Annotated in this window: 10 protein-coding genes; 3 read left to right on the top strand and 7 right to left on the bottom strand. The window is 68.6% G+C overall.

Annotated elements, in window-relative coordinates; all coding sequences use genetic code 11:
* Positions 1-624 precede the first annotated feature (624 nt).
* The 6 genes from KGQ19_RS10570 to KGQ19_RS10595 all read right to left on the bottom strand — a co-directional run bounded on the left by KGQ19_RS10570 (position 625) and on the right by KGQ19_RS10595 (position 7,328).
* Positions 625-1,176, bottom strand: a complete 552-nt coding sequence (locus KGQ19_RS10570; protein WP_212008917.1) for an RICIN domain-containing protein — start codon at positions 1,174-1,176, stop codon at positions 625-627.
* A 192-nt stretch (positions 1,177-1,368) separates the two neighbouring features.
* Entirely contained in the window at positions 1,369-2,250 is an 882-nt protein-coding gene (locus tag KGQ19_RS10575; RefSeq protein WP_212008918.1) for an integrase core domain-containing protein, read from the bottom strand.
* Positions 2,251-2,410: 160 nt separating this feature from the next.
* The gene (locus KGQ19_RS10580) at positions 2,411-3,430 is read right to left on the bottom strand and encodes a hypothetical protein (protein WP_212008919.1); all 1,020 of its coding nucleotides are present in this window, start codon (positions 3,428-3,430) and stop codon (positions 2,411-2,413) included.
* Positions 3,427-3,963 (bottom strand): SigE family RNA polymerase sigma factor, encoded by a 537-nt coding sequence (locus KGQ19_RS10585; protein WP_212008920.1) that lies wholly within the window; start codon positions 3,961-3,963, stop codon positions 3,427-3,429. The genes KGQ19_RS10580 and KGQ19_RS10585 overlap by 4 nt, the downstream gene beginning before the upstream one ends.
* A 917-nt stretch (positions 3,964-4,880) precedes the next feature.
* Positions 4,881-6,650 (bottom strand): WD40 repeat domain-containing serine/threonine protein kinase, encoded by a 1,770-nt coding sequence (locus KGQ19_RS10590; protein ID WP_212008921.1) that lies wholly within the window; start codon positions 6,648-6,650, stop codon positions 4,881-4,883.
* A 195-nt stretch (positions 6,651-6,845) separates the two neighbouring features.
* Positions 6,846-7,328 carry a hypothetical protein gene (locus KGQ19_RS10595; RefSeq protein WP_212008922.1) on the bottom strand — a complete coding sequence of 161 codons (483 nt, stop codon included), beginning with the start codon at positions 7,326-7,328 and terminating at the stop codon, positions 6,846-6,848.
* A 140-nt stretch (positions 7,329-7,468) separates the two neighbouring features.
* On the opposite strand from KGQ19_RS10595, the gene KGQ19_RS10600 reads away from it, so the two are divergent.
* The 3 genes from KGQ19_RS10600 (at position 7,469) to otsB (ending at position 12,337) form a co-directional block, all read left to right on the top strand.
* Positions 7,469-8,068 carry a hypothetical protein gene (locus tag KGQ19_RS10600; protein ID WP_212008923.1) on the top strand — a complete coding sequence of 200 codons (600 nt, stop codon included), beginning with the start codon at positions 7,469-7,471 and terminating at the stop codon, positions 8,066-8,068.
* A gap of 330 nt (positions 8,069-8,398) precedes the next feature.
* Positions 8,399-9,190 carry a sirohydrochlorin chelatase gene (locus tag KGQ19_RS10605; protein WP_212008924.1) on the top strand — a complete coding sequence of 264 codons (792 nt, stop codon included), beginning with the start codon at positions 8,399-8,401 and terminating at the stop codon, positions 9,188-9,190.
* 603 nt (positions 9,191-9,793) lie between these two features.
* Positions 9,794-12,337: a trehalose-phosphatase gene (otsB, locus tag KGQ19_RS10610; protein WP_212008925.1), complete on the top strand. Its 2,544-nt coding sequence runs from the start codon at positions 9,794-9,796 to the stop codon at positions 12,335-12,337.
* A 184-nt stretch (positions 12,338-12,521) separates the two neighbouring features.
* Here the strand turns inward: otsB and KGQ19_RS10615 are convergent, their stop codons facing one another.
* Positions 12,522-14,585, bottom strand: a complete 2,064-nt coding sequence (locus KGQ19_RS10615) for a S53 family peptidase (RefSeq protein ID WP_212008926.1) — start codon at positions 14,583-14,585, stop codon at positions 12,522-12,524.
* Between the last annotated feature and the right edge of the window lie 99 nt (positions 14,586-14,684).

The raw sequence follows: 14,684 nt of genomic DNA on the forward strand, positions 1-14,684 counted from the left end.
CAGAAGGAAGCGGCTGAGTACGTTCCGGGAGGGCAGGAGGTGCCCGGGAAACAGACGCTACGAGCCGCTTCGCGTCCCACCGAGTCACTGGCCGAAGACGGGGGTGCCAGTTAGCGAACCGCAGGCCCTGACCTGTGTCTCGCCCTGCCCTCGGGGGAGGACGAGTGGGCGGGACCGGCAGTCGCTCCGGGCTCAGGCGGCGGTTGGCCAGGGGCCGTACTCGCAGTGCTCAACGCGGCCGGCCGGCCCCGGAACACGGAACCGGCCATCGGGCTCTACAAGACCGAGCAACAACCGCCGCTGCGCGGTGGGATCGGCCACGATCACCTTCTCGCGTCGCTCGGCACCTTCCCCGCCCGGGAATGATCGAGCGGTGGCTGAAGGCCGGCGTGGTCGAACAGCACATCACCAGGCGCAGCCAGGCAGTCGTAGAAGTCTGTGCGGAGCCCGGACAACACGCCCAGGGCCTCGACGCGGGCGGCAGGAACCTCGAAAACGGTGACGGCGGTCTCCTTGTGGGCGTGTGTTCTTGGTCGAACACACAGCATCACCTGGAGACCGCTTCCTCATCAGGGCAGTGAGAAACCCCGACACGGGGCGATCATGCCGGGTTGACCGAAAAGCTTAAGTCTGGCGCCACTGCTGGTCATTGTTGCCGTTGCAGTCCCACTGGATCGCGGGCGTGCCTTCGGCGGGATTGTCGCCATCTATTCCGAGGCACTTTTGGTAGTTGGCGTTGTAGTTTTGAATATTGCCGCCATTCGGAAAATGAATCCATCTCCAATTCTGGTCGGGACCGTTCCAGCAGTCCCACTGGATTATGGCCGCGCCGTTCGCGGTGCTCTCGTTGAGGACTCCAAGGCACTTGTTGGAGTTCTGGTTGACGAACTCGCAACCACCACTGTTCGGTTGGCAGAACATCTGCCAGGCTTGGTCGGGTTGGCCGTCGCACGGCCACTGGACCGCCTCCGCGCCGTTGGCCTTGCTCTCGTTGAGGATTCCGAGGCACTCGTTCCAGCCGTTCCTGATCTCATACCCGTAAGGGTTACCGCCGAACGCGGCCAGGTGAGGACTGGACTTGGTCGTCGCGGAGGCTGGGGAGGTCGTCATAGTCCCAATGCCGAGGGCGAACAGCACGGCCGCGAGGGCGGCCACCAGTCGGTTTGTCTTCTTCAAGGAAAGCCTCTTCATGGTCGTTTCGAAGCGCCGTCAGGTTTGTTCTCGCGCTTAGCCAGGTCAGGGCTGTTACTCACCCACAGCGCTATACCGGAGCAGTGTGCTGATTGTTGGCATACGCGCGTGCGCAGTGACTGGCGTCGGCGCTGGCGAGCCTAGCCGGGCTCAACGGTGCTCCAGAGAGCCTGCGACTTACCGTTGAGCTTGACGAGCGAACCTGCCTGGTAGGTCAACGGTCCGTGCTGAAAGCGGCATTGAGACTGGTGTCGGCGTATTCGTTGCAGTGCAGAGCGAAGTACGGCTGAACGTGCAAAGTGAGGGCCGCATCGCACTGGTGCGCTGACTGCATGAGCTTCGGCTCGAAGACACCAGCATTCGAGCACGGCCAACGATCTCCCGGCATGAAATGACACGATGCGGCAGAGTCCGGGAACGGTCCGGGAGCAAGTGGGGGCCTTCTGCCTGCCCACTCCCGGTTCGCTGGGAGAAAAACGGGAGAAACGGATTGGATCCTGGTCCGGCTTCGCCCAAGGGCACCCTGTCCTGGTCGTCAATGCTGCCACTGGCCCTGGTCTGGGCTTTCATGCTGCGGGTTGGTACTCGTTGATGGGACCGGCCGGCGTTGTAGTCGTTGAGGGACTCGGTCAGAACCCGACGTAGGTGGCGTTTTCCAAGGATGCGGATCCGGTCGCAGCACTCACGACGGATGGAACCGATCGGACGCTCCGCATAGGCGTTCATGCGCGGCGCCTGCGGTGCGGTGAGCAAGATCTCGACGCCGATCGAGGCGAACGCCGCGTCGAAGGACTCGGCGAACTTCGCGTCCCGGTCGCGGATCAGCCGGTTGAAGCGGTGGCTGGCCTGCTCCAGATCGAAGGTCAGTTCTCGGGCGAGTTGCCTGGCCCGGGCACCGGCCGGATGATCGGTGACACCCCACAGACAGGCCCGGCGACTGCCGATCTCGATGACGACTGCCGCGTACAGCCGTTTCAACATGACGGTGTCGGCATGCAGGAAGTCGATCGCCAGGATCGTCTCGGCCCTGGGAGCGCAGGAACGTACGCCAGCTGTCATCGCGCCGGGACCGCGGCGGGATCGGACGTGCGGGCAGGATCTTACGGCTGGTGGAGGCGGCCACACGATGCCCAAGCCGGCGCAACTCGCCTTGGACGAGAGGTGATGCATGCTTTCTACGTGGGCTTTCTCAGAGGGCGAACCCTGATAACGGAGGAGTTCAGCTCACGACGTTGGTCGTCCAGTTCGCCGGGTCTGTCCCGAGCGAGGTGATCCGGTCCAGCAGTCCCTTCGCCCCGCCGATCGAGGCCAGGGGATCCGAGCCGTGCTGGTCGTCCTGGACGCAGATGTGCAGGCCGTCAGAGTCCTCGCAGGTGCCGCCCTTCGGCTCGGCGCTGACGATGTGCGGGTTCGTCGCGGTCACCGACTTGCCCCCCGAGGCCGTGATGCTGAAGGAGGGGCTGGGATCGCCGGGCTTGTGGTAAGCCAGCACCACGTTGAACCCGTCCACCCCGATCGCCGCCGGGTCGTCCAGTTCGGCCGTCTCAAGGGTGAAGCCCTTGGGCAGGCCCTCGATGTGGATCGGCAGCGGCACCGCGGTGCCGTCGGCGGCCGCCGAGTCGGCGACCTTCAGCAGCGTCGCCTCCTGGTCGCCGGCGATAGTGCCGCTGAGCCTGAGCCAGGACCCGGACGCGGTCTGCCAGTCCACAGACAGCGCGGCCGGAACGACGTACGGGTTCGTCACCAGATAAGCCCGCTGGCTTCCGGCCACGGTCACCGGCTTCCTCGTCGTGCCGGCCGGCTCATACGGTTCCGTCGCCGAGGAGGTCAGCACCAGCGCTGGCGCAGTGGTCGAGGTGTTCGAATACGACTGGCTTGTCTGCGCGGTGACGCCGTTGCCGTAGTCCCCGCTGTCGTGGGCCGTTGCCTGGAAGCCGGCCGGCAGCCAGCCGAACCGGGCTCCCTTGGTGAGCGGATCGGTGCCGGTGAAGCCGTGCCCGGCCGCCGCGCTCGCGGCCGCGGTGCCCGCCCCGGCCGGCGACGTGCCGCCGAGCCCGTTCACCACCAGCGCACAGGCCGCCACCACCGCGACGCCGCCGCCGATCGGCGCCAACCGTGAGGCCAGCACGCGGCGCCGGCCGTCCTCGCGGGCCCGGCCGAGGTCGAAGGTGCTCACGGGGGCATCGGCGTACTCGGCCGCCACGTGGTCTTCCAGCACGGTCTTCAAGTCATGGGTCATCGGGTTACCTCCATATCAGGGATCAGATTCGGATCGAGAAGGTTGCGCAGGTTGGCCAGGGCACGCACAGACTGACTCTTCACGGTGCCCGCCGAGCAGCCCATCGCCTCGGCGGTCTGCTCGACCGACAGGTCGCAGTAGAAGCGCAGCACCACGGTCACGCGCTGCCGCAGCGACAACTGGGCCAGCGCCGTCTTCACCACCAGCCCCAGCTCCAGGTCGACGGTCGCGGCCGGATCCGGCTCCGGATCGGCGGCGCTCCCGCCCCCGAATCGGTACAGCATCGTCCACTTCGCCCACCCGGACCGTTGTTCGGCCAGGAAGGTGTTGACCAATATCCGGCGAGCGTAGCCGTCGACATTGTCGAACCGGCGGGCCCGGTGCCACTGCGTGTAGAGCTTGGTGACCGCGCTCTGCATCAGGTCGTCAGCGCGGTGCCAGTCTCCACACAGCAGGAAGGCGACCCGCCGCAGCCAGCCTTGGCGCGCGCTGACATATTCGGTGAACTCGGCGTCGCGGTCGTGCTTCGCCATAGGCTTCCCCTCTTGGTCGGTGTCCGGACTCCCACCTAATGCATCCGGACCCCCATTGGGTTGTCGGTAGCTCAGCATCTCTCCGGGCAGTTTCGTCGGTCCTGACTGGACCAGTGAGTCGTCGGTGTATGAAATGCAGCGATGCCCAGCGGCCAGGGCCGCAGGCTGGCTTCATCACCGGCCCGGATCCAGGCTCGGAGTTCGTCCATGCCATGACCTGCTCGGACTGGCGCCGACCACAACTCGCCGCGTCGACGATCTCGACGAGTTGGCCGAGGCCACCAGTACCGTCGCACGGACCTATCGCGCACAGTCCGCCGCCGCCCAGGAGATCCGTCAGCTCGTCGGCGGCGCACGTGAGCTCGACCTACTCGCGGTGCGCGGGCTCGGGTTGCTCGGGCTCAAGGACTCCCTGCTACGTGCAGGAGTCTGAGCCCGCTCGGCGCCACTTGCGATACGGGTTCTCATCATCGATGCCGACAGCGGCGCCGCCGCACGCCGGGCCGCTGAAGTCGGCGAGAACGCCGCTGGGTTCGCGGTCAGCGTCCGCCTGGCTGAACACAAGCTCGCAGAGCTCGCGGCGATGCCTGGCCTCGTCCTCACCGCATACCGCTACTCGGCCCTGCCGACCTGACGCGTCATCGCCCTCGACGAAACCATGTTCGTGAGCACCTCTGATGAGGAGCGGGAAGGGCACGCCTCACCGATTTACCACGTAGACGTGGCGACCGGCGGTGTTCTGTATCGAGGTTTCCGACGCATGTTTAATTTGAGGATCTCTGCTTCCCGCGCGCGGGGATGGTCCCTTCCACGTGGGCATGGAGGTGGTGGTCGCGAAGCACTCCCCGCACATGCGCAGGGTCCCACACAGCTGGCGCTGCTTACGAGCCGACACGACGCCGATCACGCGCGGACGATCATTGAGGCTGTGCGTAAATCCAGAGTCTTTTGCCACCGCTGATCGCCAGCAGGGCATTGCCACGGCTCAGTACGGCATCGAGTGCCGGCCCGGGATGCTTGGCATCGCGGTGTGCGTCGAGTTTCGCCACCAAGTGGCGGTTCGCTACCTGCCACAGGTGCACCGTGCCTGAACCGGCGCTGGTGACAATTGTCTGGCGGTCAGGACTCAGCCGCGCTGAACATAGATCCTTGATCTGGGCAGTGAGCGGCTCGGGTCGACCTCCGGTACGTATCGCGGCGAGGTACTGGCGACCGCTGTGCCGACGGGCGAAGACCACCTCTCCGCCCGGACCGTAGGCGAAGCATGACAGGTCAGCATCCTCAAAGCGGACGTTCCGTAGCCGGTTGCCGGTGACTGGATCCCAGGTGAACAGGCTCTTCCCTCCGGTCGCGCCCAGTACGGTGCCATCCGGCGAGAAGGACACCGCCTGCACCTCACCTGAATGCTCGGTCAGGACCCTGACCAGGGCTCCGGTCTGGGTGTTCCACAGCGCCACCCTGCCATCCAACCCGCCGCTGGCCAGGAGTCTTCCGTCAGGACTGAATGCAAGCGCCGTGACAGCGAGAGCGTGGCCGTTCAGCTCGCGGTGCCTGGAGTTCGCCGGATTCCACAGCCGGACTGTCGCGTCCTCGCCTCCCGTGGCGAGGCGAGAACCGTCCCACTTGTACGCTACGCAGCGAACCTCACCTCGGTGTCCCGGCAGCGTTCGGACGAGAATTCCCTTCGCCGGATCCCACAATCGGACCATGCCGTCGGTGCCCGCTGCGGCAAGGAACCTGGCACTGGGCGAGAACGCCAGCGCGAGCACGCTTCCCTTGTACCCCTTGATCGTCCGGAGCAGCCGTGTCGGCATTGAGGCAGGTGCGATCACCGCCGGTGCATCGAATACCTTCTTCGGTCGCGCCGGCGGTTGTTGCGGGGCCGCGAGTATCGAGATGGCCTGCGCCGCGGAGGGGCGCTCAGCCGGGTCCTTCACCAGCAGCGCCATGATCAGCTCAGCCAACGTGCCAGGAGGCTCCGGCGGCGACGGTTCGTCGACAAGCACCGCGGACATCGAGGCGGCCGGATTGTCCCGCCGGAACGGTGAACGGCCGGTGACCATGTGGTAGAGCGTGACACCGAGCGAGAACAGGTCACTCGAAGGTTCTTCCTGCGTGCCGCGCATCCGCTCGGGAGCCATGTACTCAAGCGAGCCGATGAACTTTCCGGTGCTGGTCATCGCTGTGTCACCGGAGCGCCGGGCGATCCCGAAGTCTGTCAGTAGCACCCTGCCGTCCTCGGTCAGCAGGACATTTCCCGGCTTCACATCACGATGCACGATCCCGACCTTGTGCGCCGCATTCAGCGCGTCGAGCAGTGCCCGCGCCACTCGCGTGGTCGCCTCGGCAGATACCGAGCCGTGCTGAGCCAGCAGGTCCGCGACAGACATGCCGTGGATCAGCCGCATGACGATCCAGGGCCGAGCGTCCTCGATCAGCACGTCGTAGACCGCCACGACATTCGGATGGTCGCGCAACTGCGCCGCGTTCCGCGCCTCACGTTGCGCCCTTGCCAGCAGCTCATCGCGCTCAGCGGCCGGAATACCGGTATCCAGTTGGACTTCCTTGATCGCCACGTGCACGTCCAACGCCTTATCACGCGCCCGCCAAACGCGCCCCATACCGCCAGAACCCAGCATGCTCAGCAGTTGGTAACGCCCAGCGATGACCTGTCCCGCTTCGGACATGCGACCCGCCACCCCCTCCTGAATCAGGATATCGAGAAGGCGATCCGCAGCGGCCAGCGGGAAAGCGTGATCACTGCGTCCTCAACCGGTCCGATACCTGCCCTCGGGCAACGCTCGGGTTCTAGGGCGGCCTTACGCTACCGGGCCGACCACCCGGCATGACAAACCTAGCCAGATCGCAACCGCCGATCGGGCCTAATCGGTTGAGACACGCCTAATCGGTTGAGACACACTGACAAGCCGAAGCTCGCCGCAGCGATCGCAGGGTGCCCGCTTGTCTTCGACGGCCTGCCGCAGGCCGACGCGCTGGGCCTCGTCCATGGCGTCGTCGGGGACATCGGCGGGCCGCTGACGCAGCTCTGGGGCCCGCTCGGCGGTGTAGTCGCGGACGGCGGCGGCGTCCAGCCACAGGGCGAGCCGCGCCGGGACCGGCGGGGGATCCGGCAGGTCGACCCGAGTCAGGGTGAGCCAGGACCCGATGTCGGCGGCCGCGGTACTGCCGCCGGCGAAGGTGCGCAGCCCCGGGAAATCGCCGGGCAAATCGTCGAACCACAGGATCCGGCGCGCGGCGTCAAGGGTCCGCATAGGCCTGGTGCGCAGCTCGCTCGACTCGGCGAGGAACGCGAACAGGCGCTGGGCGTGCTTCGCTGTCGCGGCGTCTGAGTGTCCGTAGTCCACTGGTCAATTAAGCCAGGCGCGGGGCGCTGATGTCGCCGGGCCTCTCAATCGGACTGGCGTTCTAACACGCGATCACCTCACCCGCATCCCGTGGCGCTGTCCCAGGACCGGTCCTCGGACCGTTCTGCTCTACTGCGGCCATGGCAAAACTCGCGTGGGCATGGAAGCCCGCCACAGCGGCCCTCCTCGCCGCGGCCGCACTCAGCACCGTGGCCGGCTGCTCCAGCGGCTCGGAAGCCAGCGTCCCGGCTGGGGACACCAAGCCTGGCACCGCGCTGCCGTTCGGCACCATGGCCACGGTCCGTATCAGTCAGGACAAGGGTGCCGCCGCCGAGGGGATCACCGTCCTGGACGTCAGCAAAGCGAACATGTCGGACTTCCAGCAGCTGCAGCATCCGGAGGAGGTGGCCGGCAAGACCGCCTACTACGTGCACTATCGGATTACCAAGACCGATGCCACCGCCACCACCGGCATCCAAGCTCAGGACCTGATTCTGGGCAGTGATCCGGACCACCTGCTCGGCGGGATGAACGTGCTCAACTTCAATCCTTTCGACGACACGCCGAACTTCCCCTGCGAGCCTGCGCTGACCGAGCATCTGAACAACCAGCCGGCCGGGTCGACACTGGACGGCTGCGCGATCTTCCTGCAGGATGCCGGCGACACCTCGGCGGTTAAGGCAATGTGGGTAGGCCAGTCCGTGCAGAACTACGAGAAGAAGCCGATTGTCTGGCAATAGGCCGTGGACAACGTTGCTCCCAGTTTCCCTGTTGTTCGCCAGGCGCTTGTGCCAGCCACCTCGTGCCGCGATACGAGCATCTCCGTCTACTGCGAACCTGTGGGTCGACTAGGCTGTTCGGTGCGCCGACCTGGTGCGGTCCCGCGTCGGCGTTTACTACGTGCTGTGGCGGACATTAGCGGCCGGGCACAGCGCCATCCGAATGCGAGGAAGCATGAACATGTCCCCCCGCGAAGCCGACGAGTTCCGCGTGTGCGTTGTCGCCGGTTCTGTCGCCGGGCGCCGGGTCCGCGGCATGGGCCAGACTGCCCACGCGGCAGCCGGGGTCTGATGGCGGTCGGCGTGGAGGCGGATGCGGCGCGGGCCGCCGTGATAGTCGTCGGCGGCCATGAGGCCGGCGCCGGCGTGGCTGTGGATCCGTTGGCCGAGCACGGGCCGCTGCTGCGCGCGTCGTCGGCGCGGAGGGCGCTGGACGCGACCGTACGTCAGGCTCTTGACAGCACCGATCTACCGGTGTGTGTGGTGCCGATGACGCTGGGGCGCGATCCCCTGCTGGTCGCCGACACCGCTCGCACGCTCACGTCGCTGACCGGCGGCGCGGCGGCCGGCCGGGTGGTGCTGGCCGAGCCGTTCGGCAACGCGCCCCTGCTGGCCGGATGGCTCCGGGTGGCGGTGGCCGGCGCCGCGAGAGAGCACGGCGGGACGGACCTGGCGGTGCTGTTGACCGCGAACGCCGCCAACCGCTACGACGACGCCGAGCTGTTCCGGATCGCCCATCTGGTCAAGGTCCAAGAGGACGTTCCTTGGGTGGAAGTCGCTTTCCGCGGCGGCGATCCCGACCCCGCCGAGGGTGTCAAGCGCTGCGGGCAGCTGGGCGCACGCCGGGTCGCGGTGATCCCTGCGGGCTTCGGACCCGCGACCGACGGCCCGATGCCTGGAGTCATCGACGGCGAACCGTTGCTGGCGCCCTCGGCGATCTCCGGCGTGCTCGCGACGCGTATCGCCGGGGCGATGCTCAAGCTCAGCCAGGGCGACGACGGGATCGCCGCCGGATTGGATGCCGACCACGGTCACGGGCACGGCGGTAAACGCTGGCAGGGTCCGGACTCCAGCGCCGGCTGAGCGGCGTTCAGACAGCTCCCGCGCGAGCCTTTTTCGCCGGTTCGCCGGTCCGGCCGGTTCGGCAGTCCGGCCGGTTCGGCAGTCCGGCCGGTTCGGCAGTCCGGCCAGTCCGGCAGTCCGGCCAGTCCGGCCAGTCCGCCAGCCCGGCCAGTCCGCCAAGCCGCCCGCAGTCAGCGCCGGTCCCCGGTCGTCAGCGCCAGCGCCAGTCGCCGGATCGCCTGTCGTTGCCGAAGGCAAGGTTGCGGCCATCTGCGCAGTTTCCATTCCCCGGAGGGTGCGGCGTGCTGCCGGGGGATGCGGATTCGGCGGGTGGCGCGCTCGATGACGGCAACACGTACGCCTTCGTGTCGTCCAAGAGGTCAGCGGTGAAAAATTCGCATGCCATGATGCCTCCAGCACGATCTGGACGGCGTGAAGGACGCACCCGTGGAAGCAGTTACGCTCGATACCGCGCAGGGCCGTCGTCGCGTGCGCGCCGTGCGGCGTCAGGTCCTGTGACCCATGACATCGACCGGTGAGCGCACCCGTTCCTGCGGGCGCTGGGTGCGGCGCCGGGAGAACCGAGCGCCGTACACCCGTGATCGAACTCTTTGAGGAGGAGTGTTGACTGCTGAGGCCCTGCCGGCGGAGCTGCGGCGGGCGATCGTCCAGATCGCCCGGACCCCGCGGCTCCTGGTCGCCTGCGACTATGACGGCACGCTGGCCCCGATCACGCTGAACCCGGACGAAGCCAGGCCGCTGCCGGAGTCGGTGGGTGCGCTCAGGTCGCTCGCGGCCCTGCACGAGACGACCACGGTGGTCATCTCGGGCCGGGCGCTGCGCGACCTCGCCACGCTGTCCCGGCTGCCCGCCGAGGTGAACCTCGTCGGCAGCCACGGCTCCGAGTTCGACATCGGCTTCGTCCACGAGCTCGCCCCGGAGGCCCGGGCGCTGCACCGGCAGCTCGGCGCCGAGCTGGAGCGGCTGGTCATCGACGTGCCGGGGGTGAATCTGGAGGTCAAGCCGGCGAGCATCGCGGTGCACGTCCGCCAGGCCGACTACGAGGCCGGCCGCAAGGTGCTCGCCAGCGTGCACGCCGGGCCGGCCACCTGGCCGGGCGTCTCGACGACCGTCGGCAAGGAGGTCATCGAGCTCTCGGTGGTCGAGACCGACAAGGGCCACGCGCTGGACGTGCTGCGCCACCAGGTCGGCGCCACCGCGGCGATCTTCCTCGGCGACGACGTCACCGACGAGAAGGCGTTCGCCCGGCTGTCCGGTCCGGACGTCGGCGTGAAGGTGGGCCCCGGGGACACACTCGCGGCCTACCGCCTATCGGAGACAGCGGACGTCCCGGTGGTGCTCGCGTTCCTGCTGGAGGAGCGCCGGAACTGGCTCTACGGCCAGTCCTCCCACCCGATCGAGCGGCACTCCCTGCTGGCCAACGAGCGCTCGGTCGCCCTGGTGACACCGGACGCCAAGCTGACCTGGATGTGCCACCCCGGCGCGGACGCCCCCGCGGTGTTCGCCGACCTGCTCGGCGGGGCCGGCGCCGGCCACTTCGCCATCGGCCCCCGGCACAACGGCCTGCCGCTGGGCCAGCGCTACCTGCCCAGGACCATGACGGTGGAGACCCGTTGGTCGCGGCTGCTGGTCACGGACTACCTCGAGCTCGACACCCCGCCGCACCGCACGGACCTGGTCCGGGTGGTGGCCGGCGACACCGAGGCCTCGGTGACCTTCGCGCCGCGTCCGGAGTTCGGCGGTGTCCCGGTGCGCTTGGCGGTGGAGGCCGACGGCCTCCAGGTGCACGGGACCTCCGAGCCGTTCGTGCTGCGCGCGCCGGGCGTCCAGTGGACCATCACCTCCGACGGGCTGCACGAGACGGCGTCCGCGGTGATCCGGCCGTCGGCGGGGAACCCGATCGTGTTCGAGCTGCGCTGCGGGACGGCCGAACTGGACGAGCACGAGACGCCCGAGGCGGAACGACGGGCGCGCGCGGGCCGGTACTGGAGCGAGTGGGCGGCGACGCTGAAGCTGCCCGGCGTGCTGCCCGAGCTGGTGCTCCGGTCGGCGCTGACGCTGCGCGGGCTGGTCAACACCGACACCGGCGGCGTGCTGGCGGCGGCGACGACGTCGCTGCCGGAGGAAATCGGCGGGGTCCGCAACTGGGACTACCGCTACTGCTGGATCCGCGACGCGGCGATGACGGTGCGGGAGCTGGTGCACCTGGGCTCGGTCGAGGAGGCGGAGGGCTACCTCACCTGGCTGCACGGCGTGCTCGGCACGCTCGCCGGGCCGGAGTGGCTGCACCCGCTGTACACCTTGTCGGGCAGCGTGATCGGCGCCGAGGCCACGATCGAGTCGCTGCCCGGCTACGCCGGTTCGCGGCCGGTCCGGGTCGGCAACCTGGCCAACCACCAGGTCCAGCTGGATGTCTTCGGCCCGGTGGTGGAGCTGGTCAGCACGCTGGCCGAGGTGCGCGGCGAGCTGCGCGACGAGGACTGGCGGATGGTGCAGGCGATGGCCGAGGCGGTCTCGCAGCGCTGGGACGAGGCCGACCACGGGATCTGGGAGGAGCGGCACGTGCCGCGCCACCGGGTCTACTCGCGGGTGATGTGCTGGGTAACCATGGACCGGGGCGTCAAGCTCGGCGAGCGGTTCGGCCGCGAGATGCCGCCGCAGTGGTCGGTCCTGCGCGACACGATCCGCGCGGACGTCCTCGACCACGGCTGGAACGACGAGGTCCAGGCGTTCACCACCGCCTACGACGGCACGGACCTGGACGCGGCGTCGCTGTTCGTGGGCCTGTCCGGCCTGATCGACCCGGCCGACGAGCGCTTCCAGCAGACGGTGACGGCGATAGAGGCGGAGCTCCGCAGCGGGTCCACGGTGTACCGGTACCGGCGCGACGACGGCCTGCCCGGCGGCGAGGGCGGCTTCCACATCTGCGCGGCGTGGCTGATCGAGGCTTATCTGCTGGCCGGGCGGCGAGACGAGGCGGAGGAGTTGTTCGCGCAGATCGTCGACGCGACGGGCCCGACCGGCCTCCTGCCGGAGCAGTACGACCCGGTCGCCGAGCGCTCGCTGGGCAACTATCCGCAGGCCTACTCGCACATCGGGCTGATCCGGTGCGCGAATCTGCTGGCCGAGTATCAGGGAGCTGTCTGAGGTTGCCGGTACCGGCAAGCTGTCTGAGCTTGCCGGTGCCGGCACCGTGCCGAAATCGGCGAATGTTCACTCTGACCGGCTGATTCGGCGATCGGGTCAGCCGGCTCGGTGGTACTCGTGAAGGGCGGATCCGCCGGTCTTGTCGGCGGCGGATCCGCCCTTCGATCGCCGATGATCTCGGCGCTTACTCGAACGACTCCAGGTACCGGCCGTTCGGGCTCCCGACACCGGTCGCGTTGTCGTACCCCTTCGTCGCGTGCAGGTCGACGCCTTCGCCGAACAGCCGCAGCGACGGGTCCGCGGCGGTGCCGCGCACCACCGCCAGCGGCGAGTTCGTGCGCGGGTGGTCGGTCACGTCGGTGAACAGGCCGAAGGCCGCGCGCAGGTAGATCTCCGGGTTCGCGAAACCGATCGGCGCGCGCTGGGCCTGCTGCGCGTCGGCCTGGATGCCGACGAACGTCGGGGCCGCCAGGCTGGTGCCGCCGATGCGGGACTCGGCGTAGCCGGTGGAGCCGTCCGGCAGCTGCTGGGTGTAGCCCTGCAGGAAGCCGGTGCTCGGGTCGCCGTAGGCCGCGACGTCCGGGACCACGCGCTTGGGCGAGGTCGGTGTGCCGTTCAGCAGCGTGCTGGACAGTGAGGCCGGGACCGTCCAGCTCTGGTACCACGGCTGCGCGAACACGTCGCTGGTACCGCCGCCACCGCCGTAGAGGTACGACGCGGGCGTCCAGGCCGAACCGCCGGTCGCCAGCGACGAGGCCGAGGACTGCCACGAGGTCTGGAACTGCATCCGCTGGTCCGCACCGATCGCGATGCTGGTCCCGCCGACCGAGGTCACCCACGAGGAGGAGGTCGGGTACTCGGCCTGCGCCCGGGAGGATCCGGCGCCGGAGCCGCAGCTGCTGGCCGGGTTGTCATCGCTGCAGTCGCCGGCCGAGAAGTAGAAGCCGATGCCCTCCGCGGCGCCCTTCTGGAAGGTCTGCTCGTAGACGTTGATCAGCGACGGGTCCATGTCGACCGGGTTGCCCGACGGGTCCAGGAAGTGCATGAGCTCGCCCCACGAGTTGGACACCATGTCCGCCAGGTGGTGGTCGACGACCAGCTGCAGCGAGTCCAGCAGGCCGCCGTTGGCCGCGACACCCCCGCCGGCCGTGTCGAAGCAGGAGTTCGCGCCGATGTAGAGCACCTTCGCGTCCGGCGCCATGCCGTGCACCGACTCGACGTCCAGCGCCTCCTCGCCGGCCCAGCCGTCGGGGCCGCCGCACGCGGCGGTGTCGGTCCACTGGCCCGGCGTGACGATCTCCGAGTACTGCCCCGCCCGGAACGGCTTGTCGCCGTGCCGTGCCGCGTACTCGTCGGCGTCGGCCTTCATGCTCGGCAGGCCGTAGGCGTCCAGGACCGCGACGGTGACGCCCTTACCGGTCAGACCGCTGCTGGTGACGCCGTAGGCGCCGCGCACCTGGTTCGGCGTGTAGCCGCAGACCGCCCATGGCACGGACTGTCCGTTCAACGACGGCAGGTTCGTCGCGAGCTTCTGCCCCTGGTAGTCCGAGCAGGGCAGGGTACCCAAGTAGGGGACCCCGCCGGGGGACACCGAAACGGTCTTCTTGTCGCTCGCGTCGGTGCCGTCGGAGTTGTTCGGCTTGTCGGCCGTCCGGTCCTGCGACAGCCCGATGATGCCGATGATCGCGGACCGCACATCGGCCGGGACGCTGACGTCGCGCGAGGGGGCGCGCAGCGTGCCGTCGGACGTGGCGTACTCGTGGAACGAGGTGTTCAGGGCAGCCGCGACAGCCGCGGTGCTGCCCTGCACGGCTATGTAGTCCTCGGTCTGCCCGGTGACGGTCAGCCCGGCCCCGCTCAGCCACGTCTTGACCGCCGCGACCTGCTCGGCACTGGCGCCGAACCGCGCCTGGATCTGCTCCGGCGTCAGGAAGTGCCGGTACGCCGCGCTCTTGGGATCGGCGACCGACCGCGCGTAAGCGGCCAGAGCCTGCGGATCCCGCCCGGCCAGGTACACCCGCACCGCCAGCGGCGCCGCGGCCGGCGCCGAGCCGCGGTCGGCGCCGGCCGATGCCCACGTCGGCTTCGAACCGGCCAGCACATCGGAGGTGGCGGCGTGCGCGGCCCCGGCGCCCATCAGGAACATCGAGCCGGCCGCCAGCGTGCCGGCCACCGAGACGACGGCGGCGACACGCCCGCCCTTGTGCGGTCCCTTGAGCCCAGAGGACGCGTTTGTGGGGTTTGCCACGTTGAGCTTCCTTCGTCGAAGCGGCACCCGCGGGTGCCGACGGTGGCGGCGCCCACGGTGTGCACAGCGGTGGATCATCCCGCTGCGTCGCTGATTCTG

The sequence above is a fragment of the Catenulispora pinistramenti genome (genome assembly GCF_018274385.1).
Classification (GTDB): Bacteria; Actinomycetota; Actinomycetes; order Streptomycetales; family Catenulisporaceae; genus Catenulispora; species Catenulispora pinistramenti.